We start from the raw sequence: 20,566 nt of genomic DNA on the forward strand, positions 1-20,566 counted from the left end.
ACACAGAATTATTTCTCAAGCACTTTTGCCTGATGCTTTTCGGCCAGTTCTTTCAGCGTCATGTACTCGCACTCCCGTTTGGCAAGAAATGCGTCGGCGGAGTCCACCAGAATGTTGTCATCGCGCATGAAGCGCCGGCCCAGGAGTACCGGGTAGGAGAACTTGCCCCGGTCCGTCAGTGAAAACTGTGTTTCATGGGTGGTGCCTGCGATGCAGAATTCCATACGTACCACGTATCGCCTCTGTGAAGGCGCGCCTTTGCGTTTGATGAGGACCGTTCGCTCTACCGGCCGTTCAAGCTCCAGAGTGACATTCTCATGGTCCAGTTCGCCTTCGGTTGGCTGGTCTTCGTGATCGCCCAGTGGAATCTGAAAACTCACCCATTCCTTGCCGTCTTTATCGAACGGTTCGACGTTAACAGCATGGAGAGACGAGGTTTTGGCACCGGTATCCAGGCGGGCTTTAAGGCGAAGGCTGGTATCCTGCATCACCACCCATTCCACAAAGCCAAGGGTTTCCGGTGAGCGTTTTTCACTGTTTGAATCTGACTCAGCGGAAACAACAATCGTCGAGAGGAAAAACAGTGCGGCAGCCGCTCCCGCCTTACTCACAAACTTCATTCAATGTCTCCTGCAAATTCCTGTAAATCGGGAAAAAATGAAAGGAACTTCTGCTCCAGTTCAGCTTCGTTTTCCCGGATCTCTATGATGATGCCAGTGAAGTTGTTCGGGAACCGGATTCGTCCCGCAACCCGGTCCAGGGCATAGCCCACATTCTGCAGATCTCTATAGGCCCCAAACCAGTCATGCCAGACCATTCTGCGAGTTACCCGGGCCATGGGTGAAGGCATCAGATGCTCGTATTCCTGCAACTCCTGGTATATCCGGTGAATAAAGAGCTCAGGTTCAACATCGCTGAATCGGTTCCAGTGTTTAAGTAGGAAATGATCATAAAGGATATCAAGGGCAACACCGGCGAAACGCCGTCGTTGCCTGGAAAAAACCTTTTTGCTGTCCAGAACGTCCGGATGCTGATCGGTAAAACGGTCGACAGCCCGGTGGTGGCGAACGCCCTGCCTCACCGCGTCCGGGAGTGCCGAGAGATCGACACCCCGGGAAAAATCGCCGAGGATGCTGCCCACCCGGGCTTCGGGTGAATCAGGCGCAAGAAATACGTGAGCCAGATGGTTCAAGCGGTCTCCCCGGTGGTCTGGTCTCAGAAGTTGAACTGAATGCCGACGCCCAGGCCATCGATTTCGGTATCGTTGTCCTCATAGTAACGCATATATTCGAGGTTTCCGGACAGATTCGGTGCGAACTCCATATTCATCCCGATGCCGTAGGAAACGTCGGTTTCATCCTCGGTTGCAGTGCCAAGGAAAGAATCCGCTTCGATTTCGACCCGGGTGAAGCCGAGAACGGCATAAGGCGTAATCGGAGACTCGTTGACCAGGTTGAATGTGGCATAGCCGCCGAAGAAGTTGTCCAGCGAAAAATCTGCTCCGCCAATCCGGTCATCATCCACACCGAAACCACCCCGGGCTTCGATACCCAGAAATGGCGTGGCCATCACGCCGACCTTGGCTGAAAGCGTGCCCACATCGGCATCGGCGCTACCGCGTTCAAGGTTGATGAAGGTGTAATTCAGGCCGGTATAGAGGCCGCCAACGCCGGATTTGTACATATCCTGGGCGCTTACAGTGCCGGCAGCCGCCAGACCGGTCGCAAAAAATACGGCAAGTGAACGTGCGTGTTTCATTATGGTTTCTCCTTAACCGAAAAATTCGGTGTAGCAACACTGAACTTGCATCAGACTCACGATATTTGCCATCAGAAAGATCCGCATTTACCCGATATTTACAGTGATTTAATTCGCCGGTAATTCCGGGTTCGGTTCTGCGTTACCTTGCGGAAGGTTGTACCCACAGGTATTCTGACGCCGTCTCCCGGTATCAGCTGGCTCGAGCGTCCATTGAGAAATCTTTACCCCGTTATTTTTATCGTCAGCGTCATGTTTGTGCTTCTCAGCATTTTCATGACATTGCCTGTCATTTTGCTTGCGGGCTCCGAAACGCCAAATGCCATGGCGTTTGCGGAATCGGCGGCTATTGCCTGTGGCCTGGGGATTCTGGGTATGGGCTTCACCTACCGGAAACCGCGGGAGCTGAAGCCAAGGTACATGTTCGTGCTTACGGTTTCGTCCTGGTTCATTATTGCGCTGCTCTCTTCTCTGCCTTTTTACCTGAGTGATCTGAAAATTTCCGCCGCCGATGCGTTTTTTGAGGGCACCTCAGGTATTACCACTACGGGTGCAACCGTGCTCAGTGGTCTGGATACCATGGATAAGGACCTGCTGATCTGGCGTTCGATCCTGCAGTGGATTGGCGGAATCGGGATCATCGGCATGTTCGTTGCGGTTCTGCCGTTTCTCCGTGTAGGCGGTATGCGTCTGTTTGCCACGGAATCTTCGGAGTGGACGGATAAGGCCTTGCCTAGAATGAAGACACTGAGCCGGGGCCTTCTTTTCGTGTATGTGGCGTTCTCGATTATTGCTGTGGTGACTTACCGGTTTTCCGGCATGACGCTGTTCGATGCCTTCAACCATGGGCTTACCAGCATTGCAACGGGCGGTTTCTCTACCTCCGACATGTCCATGGGCAAGTTCAGTGATCTGATCCTGATGGAGGCCACCTTTTTCATGATCATTGGCAGTCTGCCTTTCTTCCTGTTTGTGCGGGAGATGCACGGGCAGCACGGTGTGCTTTTCCGGGATCAGCAGGTTCGTCTGTTTCTGACGATTCTCTTCGTCGTTCCTTTACTGCTGACCCTGTACCGCTGGATGGTCTCTCCTGTGCCGTTCCATCCGGTCCACAACTATGCAGCCACTCTGTTTAACGTAACTTCGGTCGTAACAACCACTGGCTACGCCTCCGAGGATTATTCGGCCTGGGGTCCACTGACGTTCGTGCTGTTTTTCTTCCTGATGTTCGTGGGCGGCTGCTCCGGTTCCACGGCCGGTGGCATGAAGATCTTCCGGTTCCAGCTGTCACTGATCATTCTCCGTGAGCAGTTGATGCGCCTGCTGCACCCCCGCGCGGTGCTTACCCGGAAGTACAATGGCCGCTCGGTGAGTGATGAAATCATCTCTTCGATGATCGCTTACACCTTTATTTTCCTGCTTTGCCTGCTGCTGATAACGGTTGCCCTGGCGGCTATGCAACTGGACTTCGTCACAGCCCTGTCTGGCGCCCTCACAGCATTGACCAATGTGGGGCCGGGTCTCGGAGATATCATTGGTCCGGCAGGGAATTTCGGGCCGCTGCCAGATGCCGCCAAATGGGTGCTATCGGTGGGAATGCTGATGGGTCGTCTGGAAATCCTGAGTGTTGTGATTATGCTTGCGCCAGCGTTCTGGCGCACCTGAGGGTTATTTCAGCCAGAGTATTGCCGGGTTCTCAAGGGGGAGGTTCAGGCGTTCGTCATGCACCCGAAAACGCGGGGTGTAGTGCCCCTCGGGGCGTGACGGCACCGTACATTCGTACCGGTAGCTGTGAGCGGATCCGCTCAACGGGTGCTGCATCGCCATCGTGGTAACCGTTCTTGGCCCGTATTCAGAGGCCTCTGCCACCAGCTCAACAGCAATTCTCTGTTCATCGATACCATCAAGGTATACTTCTACCGTGTAAGTCTGGCTGGCACCCGATTCGGCAACATTGAATGCGCTGAAGCGCAGCCGTGGCCAGTGCCTCCTGATTTGCCGTTGCTCATCCAGAATTTCGGCCGCCGTCTCCGGGCTCCGCAGCTTCCCCTGTTCCGTCATTGGCAAATAGAATCGTTCCACGTATTCGCGAACCATACGGTTGGCCGAATAAGCGGCAGTGAGCTGGTCCATGCTGGCCCGAATCTGTTGCAACCATTTTCTGGGCAGGCCCTGCTCGTCCACATCGTAGAAACCGGGAATCACCTCGTGTTCCAGCAAATCGAAGAGTTCCCGGGCGTCCGAAAGGTCATGCTCGCTCGAACTGCGCAGTTCCTCGAAGGTGGCACCGGGGCGGATAGCCCAGCCCACATCGGCGTTCCAGGCTTCTGCCCACCAGCCATCATACTGGGACAGGTTCAGGCCACCATTGACCAGTACCTTCATGCCGCTGGTGCCGCAGGCTTCCCAGGGATGCCGGGGGCAGTTAAGCCATACATCCACGCCCTGGATCAACTGGTTGGCAACGCCCAGATCGTAGTCTTCGATGAAAACCACTTTGCCTTCCACATCTGGTCGTCTTGAAAAGGCCTTCCATCGCCGGATGATCTCCTTACCCCGGTGGTCATAGGGGTGGGCTTTACCTGCAAGCACAATCTGTAACGGCCGGTCCCGGCTTGCCAGTAGCCTGAGCAAACGTTCCTGGTCCTTCAGAAGCAGATCGGGCCGCTTGTATTCGGTGAAGCGTCGGGCGAAGCCAAGCGTAAGGGTTTCATGATCCAGCAACAGCCCGCACGCGGCAGCGTGGTTGTTGGCCGGGTTCTGCTCGCAATGCTGGCTTGAAAGCCGTCGACGGAGGTAACCAATCAGCCGGTTGCGCTGAAGCCGCCTCATCTCCCATAACTCTTCATCCGTGATTGCTGTCATCGGGCAGGACATCGGCAGCGGGCGGCACCATCGGTCCTGGCCACAGGCCCGTGTCCAGATGGCATCGGATTCCGGTGAATCCCAGCTGGGCGTGTGTACGCCATTGGTCACAAAGTCTGCCGGAATATCCTCAATCGGCCAGCGTCGGAAAAACGGCTGGAAGAGAGTCTGCGAAACCTTCTGATGGATGCGGCTGACCCCGTTTATCCGGCCGCTCATATTTAACGCAAGCAAAGCCATATTCAGGCGCTGGTCGGCGGAGTCCGCCCCGGTCATGGCACGCTCGCTGCCCAGTTCCAGAAGTTGATCCGCGCTCAGATCCCGGCCTTCCAGCCAGGGAGCCAGGTAAAGCCGGAGCAGAGATCCGGAAAAGTGGTCAAAGCCGGCGGCCACCGAGGTGTGGGTAGTGCAGAAATAGGCAATGCCTTGCCCCAGATCGCCTGCACAGTCTTCCGAATACCAGGTGTTGGCGTTAACGAATTTGTGGTGGGCCGCCAGCTGTTCGAGATAGCGTTGCTGGAATAAAGGATCCTGCTCGAGGTCTTCGAGCCTTTCACCAGACACACTGTTCAGAACCAGCCAGGCATTGTGGGTGGCATCCCAGGTTTCTTCATCAAGTGCGCGCCACAACTCGTCACTGCCGTGGTGCCAGGTCCACCGCAGGTCCAGTGCCAGACGAAACAAACCGTTCAGGGATTCCGGTAAGGACCGCGGTGTATAGGCTGCTAGGGTCAAGGCTGACGTCCTGTCAGATCAGAGATAACATCAATGAGTGGTGTAACCGCCATCAATAATCACCAGCTCATTACCTTCGAGTCGTGCCATGAAAATCCTCCTTGATGATTTCAGTAGGCTTGCCGGCGAACCGGAAAATAGTTCATCGGCATAGGGTGTTTTTTCAGCCAGCAGATTAACGAGGAGACGGTAAAGCTGTCGTTCTCAACGCCTTCGAAATCCACGCCAAGCCCTTTGTCTGATTTGCGGACAACATGGGCTTTCAGCCTTCGGCACTGCTTTTCCTGTTTGTCGGGAAAACGAAATTCGAGTTCGACGGTCTGGTTTAACTGCACATCGGTGTAATCTGTCGCAATGAAGAGGCCCCGCTTTGAGGCGTCCCGGATCTGACCGGTTGCTACGGGCATTCCGCGTTTATACACCAGCAGGCGAAGCTTTCCGTGAACGCGTTTACTGAGTCTGTGTTCCATGTACCCTCCCCCGGTGACTCATCAAGAGCGCCAATTGTTGAAGCTGTCTGTGTCTTATATCGGACTCTTGAGGACGCTTCTTTGATGCTGATCAAAAACCAGTCAGCACCACGACAGGCGACCATGTTGTCGCACTGATTCGGTGATCCTGTCTGACAGCTCTTTCTGGCAAAGATTCCAGTCCAGTTGCCATATCCAGTTATTCTCCACGGTTCCCGGTGTGTTGAACCGGGCCTCTGTTCCAAGCCCAAAAAAGTCCTGCATGGGAACGATGGCCAGCGAGCACACCGACCGGAAAGCCGCCTCAATAAGGGGCCACGGCATGCCCTCCCCTGTGGTTCCCAGGTATTCGTTAACGTACCGCCGTGTGTGGTCGTCAAGGTTTTGGTACCACCCAAGGGTGGTGTCGTTATCGTGGGTCCCCGTGTACACAAGATCCCGTGCATGATGGTTGTGTAGCAGGTGCGGATTATCCGGGCTGCCGTCAAAGCCGAATTGCATCACCGTCATCCCTGGTAATCGGAACCGTTTGCGCAGCTCTTCCACATCGTCGCTGATAATGCCCAGGTTTTCGGCCACAAGGGGCAAGTCGGGGAACCGGGTGAAGCAGGCTTCGAGAAAATGGTCGCCGGGGCCGGATACCCAGTAGCCATACCTGGGTTCTGGTGTCGCTGCCGGAATCTCCCAATAGGCCTGCAGGCCACGGAAGTGATCAATTCGGATCAGGTCAAACAGGTGGCGTTGGCTTTCCAGCCGCTTCAGCCACCATTGGTACCCATCGGCCGCCATGGCCTCCCAGTTGTAGAGCGGGTTGCCCCAGTGCTGACCTTCAGACGAGAAATAATCCGGCGGTACGCCGGCAACCACCGTGGATTCACCCCGTTCATCAAGCTTGAACAGATGTCGGTTGGCCCAGACATCGGCACTGTCATGGGCAACGAAGATGGGGATGTCACCAAACAGTAAAACCCCCTTGCTCCGGGCATAGTCGCGCAACGCCTGCCATTGGTGATGGAACAGAAACTGCTCGAACCGGATCCGTGCGAGCCGGGAGCGGTTCTGGTCAATAAAGTCGCGCAAGGCTCCGCTATCCCGGTCTCTCAGAGAGTCCGGCCATTGCAGCCAGTCCGATGAATCCTGAACCTCCCGAATCGCCCAGAACAGGCAGAAATCATCCAGCCAGTAGTCGTTGGTTGCCCGGAAGCGTTGATAGACTGGCCTGTCGAGTCCGTTCCTGCCGCCACCATCGCTGATGAAAAAGCGTTTCGCAGCCAGGGTCAGCAGTTGGTGGCGCACTTCGGGCGCGGGCTGCGACAGTTCCCGGTCTGCCAGAAGACCCGCCTCGACAAGTTCATGCAAGTCTATGAAGTCCGGATTGCCGGCATGGGCACTCAATGACTGGTAGGGCGAGAGGTCCCGATGAGTTGGCCCGATGGGCAGTGTTTGCCAGATGCTCAGGCTGCAGTCCGCCAGGAAATCGGCAAAGGTGCGGGCGCTCGCGCCAAGAACACCCCAGGATCCTGGCAGGCAGGTTGGGTGAAGCAAAACACCGGCCCGCCGGGTACTGAACAGATCATCGGGGTTGCTTGAAGTCATACCGGCTTATCCGCTTCGTGCCCTGGCCGCATGGTGCCTCCCCGTGCCGGTTCCCCACTGCCCTGGCTTAACTGCTGGAATACGGAGGGTGGGGCCGGATAACCGATCATCTCGTACAGGTTCACCAGGTGCCGACGGTACAGGTGTTCAAAGTCACTGACGATCTGGGCCGGGTTATAATCTCCGAACCACCAGAACCAGTCGGAGCCCTCGCAGATCGCCAACTGTTCTTTCGCGGATTCTTTTTGCTCTGCATTGAGGCTGCCGTTATCCATCACCCGGTCGTAATGGATTTTCGCCTCACAGAGCAGATCCCAGGCGCGGTTTTTGTCCGGGTCGCCTATCCAGGTGGAAAAGGTGCCGTAAATCCAGCTTCCGGCCACAAGGTGCGGCAGGCGAATGGATTCAGCGACCGGGTGCGCGACCAGTTCGCTGTAGGTGGTCAGTTTCAGTTTTGGGTGATGCGCAAGTACCCGGTAGAGCTCATCCAGAAAATGAAAGCCATTCTCCGGGTAGTATTCCCATGCATTCTCTCCATCCATGATGACGGAAATAACCGGCCGGGACTTACCCCGGGCTTGCCCGGCGATGTTTTCCATGTGATAGACCAGGTCGCCAACAGCATCTTTGGCGTGCCAGTCGGCGTAGGTGAAGCCGATCAGATCGGACAGGCCATCGTCCCGGAAGTAAACGGTTACCGGGGAGTCACCGAAGGTGTACGGCTGGTGAATGCCGGAATCCGGCAGATCCGGATTTTCTTCCCGTGCCCGGTTGAGGCTGTTGTGAGCCACCGAATCGCCGCTGGCGGTCCAGTGGAATCCCGCGTCATCCAGCAGGCCCAGTGTGGTCTGGCTGAGGCCGCCTTCGGACGCCCAGCAGCCTGCGGGCTCAATGCCAAAAAAGCGCTGGAAAACGGTTTTCGCCTTCTCCAGTTGCCAGCCGGCCCGCTCTTCACCACCCGGATAGTGGCTGTGGTTGGGTAAAGTGATCTCCGGCATGGCCTCCCTGGCGGATTCCAGTTCCAGCAGCAACGGCAGCATGGCGTGGGTATAAGGGCTGACAGACAGTTCAACCTGCCCTTTCTGGGCCAGGTGCCGGTATCTCGGCCCGATGCCGGATAACACATCGAATATCACATTCAGCAGGGCCCGGCGGTCATCCATTGAGAAATTATGGCCCTTTTCCTGAAGGCTCCGAATGCAATGGTTTTCACGGCGTATGGTTTCGCCCACCCAGCCCAGGTGATACCAGACCAGAAGATCCGACAGGAACCGGCTGGAAATATATCGCTGCAGTTCCGGCTTTTTGCGATAGACATCGGCCAGCTCAGCCAGCCGCGCATACGCTGGGTAGCGCCTGATAATACGATCCGGATTGGCCCGCAGGGATTTCTCCATCAGGCCCAGAAACGCCGGTGTGCCGGTTTCGGGCAGTTCCTCTGCTACCAGAGCCGCGAGCAGTGGGTCGCCGATCTCCCCGGCGCCATGGTGCCATCGCTCAATCTGAATGAGGTAGGTTTCAATCTGCTCAAGCAGAACCGGGGCGAAGTTGACCACGGCTTTTGCCTCAGGCTCGCGCTCCAGGTGGGCTGCCATGTCACTGTAATCCTTGATGGTGTGCAGATACACCCAGGGAAACAGGAACTGGCCTGTGCGCATGTCCTGATAGGAAGGCTGGTGCATGTGCCAGCAAAGCACCACCGGAGTTTTGGTGTCAGAGGCCATGGGGGTAATCCTGCCCGAGCATTTCGGGCGTGATCAGCACAATACCTTTGGAAGAAACATGAAACCGCTTGCGGTCCTCTACTTCATCAAAACCGATGCGTGAGCCTTCCGGAATGCGGCAGCCACGGTCAATCAGGGCATTGCGGATGTGGCAGTGGCGGCCAATCTCTACGTCCGGATAGATGACCGAGTCTGAGATGTCACTGTAAGAATGCACCCTAACCTGCGAAAATAGCAGCGAATGTCTCACCATCGCGCCTGAGACAATGCAGCCCCCCGCAACCATGGAATCCACCGCAGCCCCCCGGCGGTCTTCATCATCGAAGATGAACTTCGCCGGCGGCAATTGCTCCTGGTACGTCCATATCGGCCAGTGGGAATCGTAGAGATTCAGTTCAGGACTGATGCCAATCAGTTCCAGGTTGGCCTGCCAGAGGGCATCAATGGTGCCGACATCCCGCCAGTAAGCGGGCTTGTTGTATACCGGATCCCGGAACGGAAAAGCCACCACCCGCAGGCGCTTGATCACAGACGGAATAATATCCTTGCCGAAATCGTGGGATGACTCACCGTTCATCTTGTGATCGCGCATCAGCTCATCGAACAGTACCTGGGTACTGAACACATAGATGCCCATGGAAGCCAGTGCCTTACCAGGCTGGCCGGGCATAGATTTGGGTTGTTCCGGCTTCTCTACGAATTCAGTGACTCTGAGCCCATCGTCTACCGACATCACGCCGAATGCCGAGGCTTCATCAACAGGCACCTCGATACAACCCACGGTGATATCGGCGTCATTCTCAACATGGGCGGCCAGCATGGTGCCATAGTCCATCTTGTAGACATGGTCGCCAGCCAGGATCAGCACGTATTCCGGGCTGTGGCTGCGGATGATGTCGAGGTTTTGCAGAACGGCATCCGCTGTGCCTTCGTACCAGGAGGTCTCGATGCGCTGCTGGGCAGGCAGCAGCTCAACGAATTCGTCCAGTTCACCTCGAAGGAACCCCCAGCCCCGCTGGATATGCCGGATCAGGGAGTGAGATTTGTACTGCGTGATGACACCAACCTGGCCGATGCCTGAGTTGATGCAGTTCGACAGTGGGAAATCGATGATGCGGAACTTTCCACCAAAGGGAACCGCTGGTTTGGCCCGCCAGTTGGTGAGGTCATGGAGGCGGGAGCCCCGACCTCCGGCAAGAACCAGCGCGAGAGTTTGACGAGTAAGGCGACTGACGAAACGCTTGGCCGTTTGCATAGTTGCTTCCCTGAAGAAAAATTTCCCTGTAACCGGTCGTTCAACCGCAAGGGGTTGCTACGTTTTTGACGTCTGTAATCATATTAGAACACTATCATGGAATTATGACGTAAACTTGTTTGGGGTCATTTTTTTAAACAGGCTCAATAACGTCAAATGGAAGCTCCACCTGGTTAGGAAAAACACGGTCTATGGATAGTCCAACGCTCAGCGAATTCGACCTTCATCTCTTTGCCGAAGGCAGGCATTGGCACATTTACAACGTACTGGGCGCTCACGTCTGCAAAAGCCGGGGCGTTGAGGGAGTCCGGTTTGCGGTGTGGGCTCCCCAGGCCAAAGCGGTCAGCGTTGTCGGAGATTTCAATCACTGGGATGCCAGCACCCACGGCATGAGTCTGCATGAAGGCATGGGGGTTTGGTCATGCTTCATTCCGGGTATCGGCACCGGAACCCTCTACAAGTTCGCCATAACCACCGATAAGGGTGGTCAGCTGCTGAAAACCGACCCCTATGGCCAGGCCTTTGAGCTGAGACCCGCCACCGCCGCCGTGGTGACTGAGCGCGGCCACTTTGGCTGGGGAGATGGAGACTGGATCGCCCGGCGCGTTCGCTGGAACTGGCAGGACTCACCGATTTCAATCTACGAGGTACATGCCGCTTCCTGGCGCCACCACGGCTCCGGGCGTTGGCTGACCTACCGCGAGCTCGCCGACCAATTGATTCCTTACGTGCTGGAACTGGGCTTTACCCACATTGAGCTGCTGCCGGTTACCGAGCACCCATTGGACGAGTCCTGGGGCTACCAGACCACCGGCTACTACGCTCCGACCAGCCGGTTCGGCACCCCAGACGACCTGCGCTATCTGGTGGACCAGTGCCATCGTCACAACATCGGCGTTATTCTGGACTGGGTGCCCGGCCACTTTCCCACCGACGAGCATGCCCTCGCCCGTTTTGATGGCAGCGCGCTCTACGAGCACGAAGATCCCCGCAAGGGCCAGCACCAGGACTGGGGCACCCTGATCTACAATTACGGCCGGCATGAGGTCCGGAATTTCCTGATCGGCAGCGCCCTGTTCTGGCTTGACGCCTTCCATGTCGACGGTTTGCGTGTGGATGCCGTGGCCTCAATGCTTTACCTGAATTACTCCCGCAAGGAAGGCGAATGGTTGCCGAACGTCCATGGTGGTCATGAGAATCTGGAAGCCATCGAGTTTCTGCGGGAACTGAACCGCGTTTGCGAGAGCCGTTTTCCGGGAACCCTGGTCTGTGCCGAGGAATCCACCTCCTGGCCACGGGTTACCCGCCCGCCGGAAATCGGCGGCCTCGGCTTCAACCTGAAATGGAACATGGGCTGGATGCACGACACCCTGGATTACCTTCAGCAGGATCCTGTTTACCGCCAGTACCACCACGACAAACTGACCTTCGGCCTGCTCTACGCATTCACCGAGAATTTCCTGCTGCCACTGTCCCACGATGAGGTGGTCCATGGTAAAGGCAGCCTGATCAACAAGATGACGGGAGACGAGTGGCAGCAGCGCGCCTCGTTACGATTGCTGTTCACCTACATGTACGGTTATCCCGGTGCCAAGCTGCTGTTTATGGGCGGCGAATTCGGCCAGCGCCGGGAGTGGAGTGAATCACGGGAACTGGACTGGTCGCTGCTGGCCTATCCGGAGCACCAGGGCCTCAAACGCCTGGTACAGGATCTCAACGGCCTCTATCGCCGGGAAGTATCGCTGCACGGTGAGTGTTTCAGGCCCGAAGGCTTTGAATGGATTGACTGCCACGACTCTCCCCAATCCGTGATCAGCTTTTTGCGCACAGCCAAAGGTGAAACGTCAGTCATTGTGGTCAATTTCACGCCCATGCCCCGGCACCACTACCGCATCGGGCTACCCCAGGGCGGCATCTGGCGGGAAATCTTCAATTCGGATTCCGAATATTATGGTGGCAGTAACCTGGGCAATCCCTACCCCATGCCTGCGGACGAACAACCCTGGATGAACCGCAACTGGTCACTGGAACTGACTCTGCCGCCACTGGGCGCGATTGTCCTGAGGCCGGCCTTATGATCCGGGTTCTGTTCGCCACCAGTGAGGTCTACCCGCTGGTGAAAACCGGCGGTCTTGCTGATGTCTCAGCCAGCCTGCCAGAGGCACTCTGCCGGCTTGAATACGATGTCCAGATTCTGTTGCCGGGGTATCCGGATGCCCTGAAAGCAGCCAGAAAAGCCGGTTCCCGGAGAAAGTCCCGGTTCCAGATCGGGCAATACAGTGTCAGTCTCTGGCAGACCCGGCTCCCTGGCACGGCGGTAACGCTCTGGCTGGTGGATTGTCCGCCGCTGTTTGACCGGCCCGGAGACCCTTACAGAAACGATGAGGGAAAAGACTGGTGGGATAACGCCCATCGATTCGCGCTGTTTGCCAGAGTCGGTGCGATGATGGCCACGGGCGATGCCGGGATAACCTGGAAACCGGATCTGGTCCACTGCAATGACTGGCAGACCGGGCTTATTCCGGTCTTTATGGAATCCTGTCAGGACCGGCCGGGCACCGTTTTCACGATCCACAATCTCGCCTACCAGGGTATTTTCTCCCACGAAACCTTCCGGGCCCTGGGGTTGCCGGATTCACTCTGGCGGCTGGACCAACTGGAATTCTACGGCCAGTTGTCCTTCATCAAGGGCGGCCTGGTGTTCAGTGATCGCATTACCACCGTCAGCCCCGGTTATGCCCGTGAAATCCAGACCCCGGAGTTTGGCTGTGGCCTCGATGGCCTGCTCCGGCATCGGCAGGCGGCGTTAACGGGAATTCTCAACGGCATTGATACCCGGGTATGGAATCCGGAGGAAGATCCCGAGCTTGCCTTTCACTACGGGCGCGAACACCTTAAGAACAAAGCCCAGTGCCAGGCCCTGCTTCAGCAGGAACTGGGCCTTAAGGTCAACGGTGGCCCGCTGCTGGGATTCATTGGCCGGCTGGTGGAGCAAAAAGGTGTGGACTGGCTGATTGCGGTGATGCCCGAATTGCTGGAAAAGGGCTGTCAGTTTGTGATTCTCGGGTCCGGTGAGACCCGCTACGAGGAACCCCTGAAACTGCTGGCGAGGCAATGGCCTGAGCAGATGTCCCTGACCCTCGGTTACGACGAGGGGCTGTCTCACCGAATCACCGGCGGTTGCGATCTGTTCCTGATGCCATCCCGGTTTGAGCCTTGCGGCCTCAACCAGATGTACAGCCTGCGCTACGGCACGGTGCCGGTGGTGCACGGGGTTGGCGGGTTATCAGACACCGTAAACGACCCGCAGGACGTCGGCATCGACCGGGCCAACGGCTTCCGGTTCGGCGAGGCCAGCGCCCCGGCACTTCTGGGAGCAGTCAACCGTGCACTGGAGTATTTCAGGCAGCGCAAACAGTGGCGCCGGCTTCAGCAAAACGGCATGGCAACGGACTATTCCTGGAAGCGGCGGGCCCTCAATTATGGTGACCTCTACCGGAACATTCTGAAAGAACGTCAACATCAACTGCAGGATTAGTGGGAGCGTGTACCCGCCTGGAGACAATCAACATGCATAAAGCGACGGAATTCCGACTTGAGGCCCATCCCATTATTCCCGAGGCGCTGGAGCGTCTTGATGAGCTGGCCAACGATTTGTTTTACAGCTGGGATCACGGCGTTCGCAGCCTGCTCGCCCGGATTGACCTTCGGCTTTGGCTGAAAGTTGAGCATAACCCCAAGCTGTTTCTGCGCCGTGTGGCCCAGGACCGGCTCGATGAGGCTTCGGAAGACCGGGCTTTCCTGGCCGAATACCGCCGGGTACTGAGCAGTTATGATGCCTACCTGGAGGCAGGTCCCGGGCCGGAAGTCACCGAAAAGCTGGATCCGGAAAAGACGTTGGTGGCCTACTTCTGTGCCGAGTTTGGCTTCCATGAGAGCTTTCCCATTTACTCCGGAGGCCTCGGCATTCTCGCGGGCGATCATTGCAAGGCCGCCAGTGATCTGGCGTTGCCCTTTGTCGCCGTTGGCCTACTGTACCAGCAGGGATATTTCATCCAGAGTATCGACGCTCTGGGCCAGCAGATCGCCAGGTACCAGTCCCATTCCAGCGATGAACTGCCGATAACGCCCGTGGAAAAAGACGGCGAAGTGCTCAAGGTTTCCGTGCCCTTCCCCGGCCGCGACGTGGTAGCGCGGGTCTGGGAAGCACGGGTTGGTCATATCCGCTTGTACCTGCTGGACAGCCACACAGAGGAAAACAGCTCCGAAGACCAGGAACTGACCTTACAGCTTTATGGTGGCGACGAGTCCACCCGGATCAGCCAGGAGATGCTGCTGGGCATCGGTGGAACCCGGGTACTGGAGGCGCTGGGCCTGAAACCGACGGTGTGGCACATCAACGAGGGTCATGCGGCGTTCCAGATCCTCGAACGTTGCCGGCACATCATGGCCTCCGGGCTGAATTTTGAAGCCGCACTGGAAGCCGTCGCCGGTGCCACCCTATTTACCACCCACACGCCTGTAGCAGCCGGCCACGACATCTTCCCCAGGGATCTGGTTCACCATGCCCTCGGTCATTACCTGGAGGAATCGGGGCTGGACTTCGAAACGGTATTTGCTCTCGGGGCCAAAGCGGGCGGTGACACTTTCAACATGACTAGCCTGGGCCTGCGGGGCTCACGCTTCCACAACGGTGTCAGCCGCATCCACGGTGGCGTGGCCTCTCATATGGAGGGGGACATCTGGCCCCAGGTCCCGGCGGAAGAAAACCCTCTTGGCTACATCACCAATGGCGTGCATGTTCCCACCTTTCTGGCGCCGGAATGGTCTAGCCTATTCGATATCCAGGCCCCCACGTGGAAGAGTGAGCTGAGAAACCAGCAGTTCTGGGAATTTATCGATCAGATTCCGGATTATCACTACTGGAGTGTGCATAAAGCCCTCAAGCAACAGATGGGCGAGTATATTGTTCGGCGCCTGAGACGCCAGCACAAACGCAACGGAATCGGCCATTCGGTTACCGACAGGATGACCCGACAGCTCATTTCTTCGGAAAAAGACACCCTGGTAATCGGCTTTGCCCGGCGATTTGCCACCTACAAACGCGCCACTCTGATCTTCTCTGACCTTGACCGGCTGGAGCGCATTCTCACCAATCCGGATCGCCCGGTCGTTCTGGTTTTCGCCGGCAAGGCCCACCCCCGGGACAAGCCCGGCCAGCGCCTTATCAAGGTGATTCACGATCTTTCCATGCATCCCTCGCTCATGGGGCATCTGATCCTGCTGGAGGATTACGACCAGGCCATGGCGAGACGCCTGCTCAGTGGCGTGGATGTCTGGCTGAACACGCCGGAATACCCGAAGGAGGCCAGCGGAACCTCCGGTGAAAAGGCCGCCCTCAACGGTGCACTGAATCTCAGCGTGCTTGATGGCTGGTGGGGTGAAGGCTACGACGGCAAGAACGGCTGGGCGATTCCGCCCAGGGACACTGAGCTGGATGCCGGATTCCGTAACGAAGAGGAAGCCCGGGATCTGCTGGATCTACTGGAGTTTGAAGTGGTTCCGCTCTATTACGAGCGGGTCTCCCAGGGCTTCTCGAGGGGCTGGGTAAAACGCTCGAAAGCTTCCATGAAAACGATTACACCCCGATTCAACAGCCAGCGTATGGTGATGGATTACGTCACCAACTATTATCAGCCGGCCTCAAGCCAGGGAGCCCTGCTGATGGCCGATGGTGGCAAGGTGGCCACCGGGCTGGCGGACTGGAAAGCGAAGGTACGGGAGGCGTGGCCGGGTGTTGAATTACACGTGGTGGGCTGTGTTGAGGCTCGCTGCCCCCACAACGACACCGTTGAGCTCCGGGTGGAGGCATTACTCAATGGCTTGAGCGCGGACGATGTGCGGGTCGAGTGCCTGGTCAGCCCGGAGTGCACGGGAACCCACGAGAGCCCGGGGCCAGACAGTTTCTTTCTAGAAAAAGAAAGTGAAGCGGATGGCCGAACGGTATTTGCCACCCGGGTCCAGCCTCCCTACCCCGGACTCCAAACCCTCAGGTTGCGAATGTATCCTCATCACGAGGCGTTAACCCATCCGCTGGAAATGGGCGCCATGCTCTGGGTCTGAGCCCGTGCATGGCCCGTCTTACAGAACGTACCGGCGGATGAAGCGACCGATATCCAGCACTTCCTCAAGGCACACGCTGTGTTCCATGGGGAAGGTCTGGTACGTAGGGGCGTAACCCATGTCTTTCAGCGTTTCGACACTACGCACGCCCAATGATTCCGGAACAATCGGGTCAAAGGTGCCGTGGTAAACGCTGATGGGAACGTCGGCGTTTGCTGCGGAGCGCTGAACGGAAGCCGCCGTGGCGAAATAGGTCGATAGCGCCAGAATGCCACCCAGGCGTTCCGGGTAGCTGAGCCCCAGCTCATAGGCAACCGCCCCGCCCTGGGAGAAACCGGCGATGATAATCCGGTGGGCGGGAATGCCCTTTTCGATTTCCCGTTGCACCAGCTTGCCGACAGCCCTGGCCGACGCCATCAGCTGTTCGGTGTCCACCACCCGGTCGATGTCCATCGCCTTGATGTCATACCAGGCCGGCATGGTCATCCCGCCGTTGATGGTGACCGGCAGGTTGGGGGCGTGAGGGAAAATAAATCGCACCGCCGCACCCTCCGGTAGGCCAAGCTCAGGCACAATCGGTTCGAAATCGTGGCCGCTGGCGCCAAGGCCATGGAGCCATATAACGGCCGCAGTCGGGTTTTCCCCGGTCTCGAGTTCAATATACTGAAGATCTTGCACTGGGCTACCTCTTGTCAGAAAAAATGTAAGGCCGGGTCATTCGGAACCGTTGGCCTTCCCGGTGTTGGCGTCAAGGGCCGTCACCACCGGATTGGCATACATATCCAGCAGGTAGGGTCGAATCGCCGGGTCGCAGGCACCCAGACGTCGCTCCATTTCCGCCTCGGCCGCCTCCATTTCCGCTGGTGACCAGGTTTCCGCGGTTACCACGGCATCGCTCACGGTATCGGGTGTGGCGTGGGCCCCGGGGTGGAGTCCTCGCTGCTGATAAGCCACCAGGTTTGAGGCATGAAGGTGATAATTGGCGTGCATTTCCCGGTCTATCCGGGCTGCAAGGTCCTTTGGATTCTCCGGTGAATCATGGATGGGAGCTCCAAAATGCACGTGCACATGGCCCTTGAAGCCGGTCAGGCCCCTCATGATCTGTTCGGTATCCTCACCTTCCCGCTTGATGTATCCACCGGTGCGGGCCCGGGCTTCCAGTTCCTGAGCCTTGTCGGCATCGCAGGGGTCGTATTCGTAGGCAATAGAGACAGGCACAATGTGCAGCCGGTTCATGGCCTCCGCGAAACCGAGTCCGCTTTTCTTGCGGCTCATGTAGAACATTTTGACGATGGCCGGATCGGTGTAATCAAGTCCATCCTTGGCACGGCCTTCACGTTGTGCAATCCAGATGCTGTGATTAGTATCGATGCTATGGTTGATGAAACTGGAGAGGGTGATGTAGGCGTCCCGCATTTCCCGCGGGCTGGTCATATTACGGCGCACCACAAAACTCTTGTTCAGCCGCATCATTTCCGCAAATACCGGGTTTGCCAACAGGTTGTCGCCAATGGCGATCCGTGTGGTGCGGAAACCATTCTGGAACAACAGATAGTTCACCACCATCGGGTCAAATACAATGTCCCGGTGGTTTGAAATGAATAGGTGGGCGCTGTGTTTGCTGAGATTTTCCAGACCGCTGGTGGTCACCCGTGTGGTGGTGTTGTCCACCAGTTCACCGACGTAGCTGGAGAGCCCTGCCTGCAAGTCGTCGATTCGACTGTAATATCCGAAATGGCTGGCCAGCCAGCGACGGGTAAACACCCGCAATATGGCAGGTGCCCAGCGGGCAAGTGTCGGTGACTTGAAGCGACCGACCATATCCAGAAATTCCTGATCGTTGACCAGGCGGTTAATCGCAGCGCCGGTTTCTTCGTCCGAATAGGGACGGATGGCATCAAATTCCTGCATGGAAGCCCTGTTATTATCAGTGTCTGTCACAGTATGGCGTGAACCGGTGGTTCAAAAGCGCGGTATTGTAGCGTTTCTTCCGCTACTTTGCCTCCATCCGGACACCTGGTTTGCTGGCCAATCGCCAGGGTTATTCTGGTATCATTGGCCACCGCGCGCCGAACAGGGCATTTTACCTGCACCCAAACACCGGCTCCTTGCCGGCTTAACCGGTTACCCTATGTATCTTGATCAGAACTTCGAACAGCTTTCCACCGAGCGCCCCACCTCCTCAGGCCGGGATCCGGAACAGGTTCTGCACGAAGTCTTTGGTTATGAAACCTTCCGGCCGCTGCAGGGTGACATTATCCGGGAAGTTTCGGAAGGCCGGGATGCGCTGGTACTGATGCCTACCGGGGGCGGTAAATCCCTGTGCTATCAGGTGCCGGCCCTGGTACGGTCGGGAACGGCCATCGTCATCTCGCCGCTGATCGCACTGATGCAGGACCAGGTCGCGGCCCTGAAGGAATTGGGCGTAAAAGCCGCATTCCTCAACTCCACCATGGATTTCGAGCAGGCCCGCGCCACCGAATACGCGCTGATGACCGGCGAACTGGATCTGCTTTACTGCGCCCCGGAACGGCTGATTCAGCCACGCACCATCGAGCTGCTGCACAATGCCTCCATCGCCCTGTTTGCCATTGACGAAGCCCACTGTGTTTCCCAGTGGGGCCACGATTTCCGCTCCGATTACCTGCAGCTGAGCCTGCTGGCGGAGGCTTTTCCCGGCATACCACGGATCGCGCTGACAGCAACCGCCGATGAGCGCACCCGCAGGGAGATTGCAGAACGGCTGTCGCTCACCACGGCAAAGCACTTCGTCAGTGGTTTCGATCGCCCGAATATTCAATATCGTATCGCACCAAAGACGAACGCCAACAAACAGTTACTGGATTTTATTAAAGCAGAACACGAAGGGGACTGCGGCATCGTCTACTGCCTTTCCCGCAACAAGGTGGATGCCACGGCAAAAACCCTCGCCCAGAAAGGCTACACCGCTCTGCCCTACCACGCCGGGCTTTCAGGTGAGCAGCGGGCCCATCACCAGGAACGGTTCCTGCGGGAAGACGGTGTCATTATTGTCGCCACCATTGCCTTTGGCATGGGCATTGACAAACCCGACGTACGCTTTGTAGCCCACCTGGACCTGCCGAAAAGCCTGGAGGCTTATTACCAGGAAACCGGCCGGGCCGGACGCGACGGCAAGCCCTCCACCGCCTGGATGGTCTACGGCCTGCAGGATGTGATCAAGTTGCGGCAGATGCTTGAGGGTTCCCAAGGCAACGACCAGTTCAAGCGGGTAGAACGCCAGAAGCTGGACGCCATGCTGGGCCTTTGCGAGGTCACCAGTTGCCGCCGGCAGGTGCTTCTCCGCTACTTCGGCGACCAGCTTGATGAACCTTGCGGTAACTGCGATACCTGCCTGAATCCCCCGGAAACCTGGGACGGAACCGTTGCCGTGCAGAAGGCGCTGTCCTGCGTATTCCGCACTGGCCAGCGGTTTGGTGTGACCTATCTCATCGACGTACTGCGAGGCTCTGAAAACGAGCGCATCCTGCAATCCGGGCACCATCAGGTATCGACCTATGGGATCGGAACCGAGCTCAGTGTTAACGAATGGAAATCGGTATTCAGGCAGTTGGTGGCAAACGGTTACCTGCGGGCAGATCCGGACGGCTACGGCGCGTTGCAGCTAACTGAACAGTGCCGGCCCTTGCTGAAGGGTAAGCAGGCCATCGAATTGCGTAAAGACCCGGTGGTTAAAAAGACCTCAAGCCGCTCCGCAGGTAGCCGTGCCAGTGCACCGATAAAAGACCAGATCACCGACCAGGCCGGCTGGGAAGCCCTGCGAGCCTGCCGCAAGGCCCTCGCGGACAGGCAGGGCGTGCCTCCCTATGTGATCTTCCACGACACCACCCTGCTCGGCATGCTCGAGCGCAAACCACGCACGCTCGAAGAACTTGCGGAAGTCAGTGGTGTCGGTGCCGCAAAGCTCGGGAAATACGGCGAGATTTTCCTGGAAACAATCGCAGGTCTGGATCAGGCCTGAGTTTCAGGCCTCGGCTTTAAAGCCCTTCTTCCTCACCCGG

At 57.3% G+C, this 20,566-nt stretch carries 15 protein-coding genes; 5 read left to right on the forward strand and 10 right to left on the reverse strand.

Annotated features, from left to right (window positions below; all coding sequences use genetic code 11):
* Positions 1-8 precede the first annotated feature (8 nt).
* The 3 genes from AC13C0_RS17650 to AC13C0_RS17660 are packed head-to-tail and all read right to left on the reverse strand — an operon-like array spanning position 9 to position 1,758.
* Entirely contained in the window at positions 9-620 is a 612-nt protein-coding gene (locus tag AC13C0_RS17650) for an ATP-dependent zinc protease family protein (RefSeq protein ID WP_117617126.1), read from the reverse strand.
* Positions 617-1,192: an acyl carrier protein phosphodiesterase gene (locus AC13C0_RS17655; RefSeq protein WP_482954795.1), complete on the reverse strand. Its 576-nt coding sequence runs from the start codon at positions 1,190-1,192 to the stop codon at positions 617-619. Before AC13C0_RS17655 ends, AC13C0_RS17650 begins: the two co-directional genes overlap by 4 nt.
* Positions 1,193-1,215: 23 nt before the next feature.
* A complete protein-coding gene (locus AC13C0_RS17660; protein WP_482954796.1) occupies positions 1,216-1,758 on the reverse strand; it encodes a porin family protein in 543 nt (180 codons plus the stop codon).
* A gap of 252 nt (positions 1,759-2,010) precedes the next feature.
* On the opposite strand from AC13C0_RS17660, the gene AC13C0_RS17665 reads away from it, so the two are divergent.
* Entirely contained in the window at positions 2,011-3,423 is a 1,413-nt protein-coding gene (locus tag AC13C0_RS17665; RefSeq protein ID WP_482954851.1) for a TrkH family potassium uptake protein, read from the forward strand.
* 3 nt (positions 3,424-3,426) lie between these two features.
* Here the strand turns inward: AC13C0_RS17665 and glgP (AC13C0_RS17670) are convergent, their stop codons facing one another.
* The 5 genes from glgP (AC13C0_RS17670) to glgC all read right to left on the reverse strand — a co-directional run bounded on the left by glgP (AC13C0_RS17670) (position 3,427) and on the right by glgC (position 10,403).
* Positions 3,427-5,358, reverse strand: coding sequence for an alpha-glucan family phosphorylase (gene glgP, locus AC13C0_RS17670; protein WP_482954797.1), 1,932 nt, complete (start codon positions 5,356-5,358; stop codon positions 3,427-3,429).
* A 110-nt stretch (positions 5,359-5,468) separates the two neighbouring features.
* Complete coding sequence (locus AC13C0_RS17675; RefSeq protein WP_341581989.1) at positions 5,469-5,828, reverse strand: PilZ domain-containing protein; 360 nt, start codon at positions 5,826-5,828, stop codon at positions 5,469-5,471.
* Positions 5,829-5,930: 102 nt separating this feature from the next.
* Positions 5,931-7,424, reverse strand: coding sequence for a 4-alpha-glucanotransferase (gene malQ / locus AC13C0_RS17680; RefSeq protein ID WP_482954798.1), 1,494 nt, complete (start codon positions 7,422-7,424; stop codon positions 5,931-5,933).
* Positions 7,421-9,148 (reverse strand): glycoside hydrolase family 57 protein, encoded by a 1,728-nt coding sequence (locus AC13C0_RS17685; protein ID WP_482954799.1) that lies wholly within the window; start codon positions 9,146-9,148, stop codon positions 7,421-7,423. Before AC13C0_RS17685 ends, malQ begins: the two co-directional genes overlap by 4 nt.
* The gene (gene glgC / locus AC13C0_RS17690) at positions 9,138-10,403 is read right to left on the reverse strand and encodes a glucose-1-phosphate adenylyltransferase (RefSeq protein WP_482954800.1); all 1,266 of its coding nucleotides are present in this window, start codon (positions 10,401-10,403) and stop codon (positions 9,138-9,140) included. Before glgC ends, AC13C0_RS17685 begins: the two co-directional genes overlap by 11 nt.
* A gap of 191 nt (positions 10,404-10,594) precedes the next feature.
* Between glgC and glgB the strand changes: the two genes are divergently transcribed.
* From glgB to glgP (AC13C0_RS17705), 3 genes are read left to right on the forward strand one after another with little or no spacing between them, the layout of a single operon-like run.
* Positions 10,595-12,481 (forward strand): 1,4-alpha-glucan branching protein GlgB, encoded by a 1,887-nt coding sequence (gene glgB, locus AC13C0_RS17695; RefSeq protein ID WP_482954801.1) that lies wholly within the window; start codon positions 10,595-10,597, stop codon positions 12,479-12,481.
* Complete coding sequence (gene glgA, locus AC13C0_RS17700) at positions 12,478-13,941, forward strand: glycogen synthase GlgA (protein ID WP_482954802.1); 1,464 nt, start codon at positions 12,478-12,480, stop codon at positions 13,939-13,941. The genes glgB and glgA overlap by 4 nt, the downstream gene beginning before the upstream one ends.
* A 32-nt stretch (positions 13,942-13,973) precedes the next feature.
* Complete coding sequence (glgP, locus tag AC13C0_RS17705; protein WP_482954803.1) at positions 13,974-16,526, forward strand: alpha-glucan family phosphorylase; 2,553 nt, start codon at positions 13,974-13,976, stop codon at positions 16,524-16,526.
* Positions 16,527-16,544: 18 nt separating this feature from the next.
* Here glgP (AC13C0_RS17705) and AC13C0_RS17710 read toward each other — a convergent pair whose 3' ends face one another.
* Together AC13C0_RS17710 and AC13C0_RS17715 are read right to left on the reverse strand one after the other, a co-directional pair.
* On the reverse strand, positions 16,545-17,204 hold the full coding sequence (locus AC13C0_RS17710) for an alpha/beta hydrolase (protein ID WP_482954804.1): 660 nt from the start codon (positions 17,202-17,204) through the stop codon (positions 16,545-16,547).
* A gap of 36 nt (positions 17,205-17,240) precedes the next feature.
* Positions 17,241-18,437 carry a lysophospholipid acyltransferase family protein gene (locus AC13C0_RS17715; RefSeq protein WP_482954805.1) on the reverse strand — a complete coding sequence of 399 codons (1,197 nt, stop codon included), beginning with the start codon at positions 18,435-18,437 and terminating at the stop codon, positions 17,241-17,243.
* A 220-nt stretch (positions 18,438-18,657) separates the two neighbouring features.
* On the opposite strand from AC13C0_RS17715, the gene recQ reads away from it, so the two are divergent.
* Positions 18,658-20,526, forward strand: coding sequence for a DNA helicase RecQ (recQ, locus tag AC13C0_RS17720; protein ID WP_117617139.1), 1,869 nt, complete (start codon positions 18,658-18,660; stop codon positions 20,524-20,526).
* Positions 20,527-20,566: the final 40 nt, after the last annotated feature.

This window comes from Marinobacter sp. B-21 (assembly GCF_056857895.1).

Coding starts and splice junctions, on each gene's coding strand:
- AC13C0_RS17650 (WP_117617126.1), bottom strand. CDS start 620: ATGAAGTTTGTGAGTAAGGCGGGAGCGGCTGCCGCACTGTTTTTCCTC.
- AC13C0_RS17660 (WP_482954796.1), bottom strand. CDS start 1,758: ATGAAACACGCACGTTCACTTGCCGTATTTTTTGCGACCGGTCTGGCG.
- AC13C0_RS17665 (WP_482954851.1), top strand. CDS start 2,011: ATGTTTGTGCTTCTCAGCATTTTCATGACATTGCCTGTCATTTTGCTT.
- AC13C0_RS17675 (WP_341581989.1), bottom strand. CDS start 5,828: ATGGAACACAGACTCAGTAAACGCGTTCACGGAAAGCTTCGCCTGCTG.
- malQ (WP_482954798.1), bottom strand. CDS start 7,424: ATGACTTCAAGCAACCCCGATGATCTGTTCAGTACCCGGCGGGCCGGT.
- AC13C0_RS17685 (WP_482954799.1), bottom strand. CDS start 9,148: ATGGCCTCTGACACCAAAACTCCGGTGGTGCTTTGCTGGCACATGCAC.
- glgC (WP_482954800.1), bottom strand. CDS start 10,403: ATGCAAACGGCCAAGCGTTTCGTCAGTCGCCTTACTCGTCAAACTCTC.
- glgB (WP_482954801.1), top strand. CDS start 10,595: ATGGATAGTCCAACGCTCAGCGAATTCGACCTTCATCTCTTTGCCGAA.
- glgA (WP_482954802.1), top strand. CDS start 12,478: ATGATCCGGGTTCTGTTCGCCACCAGTGAGGTCTACCCGCTGGTGAAA.
- glgP (WP_482954803.1), top strand. CDS start 13,974: ATGCATAAAGCGACGGAATTCCGACTTGAGGCCCATCCCATTATTCCC.
- AC13C0_RS17715 (WP_482954805.1), bottom strand. CDS start 18,437: ATGCAGGAATTTGATGCCATCCGTCCCTATTCGGACGAAGAAACCGGC.
- recQ (WP_117617139.1), top strand. CDS start 18,658: ATGTATCTTGATCAGAACTTCGAACAGCTTTCCACCGAGCGCCCCACC.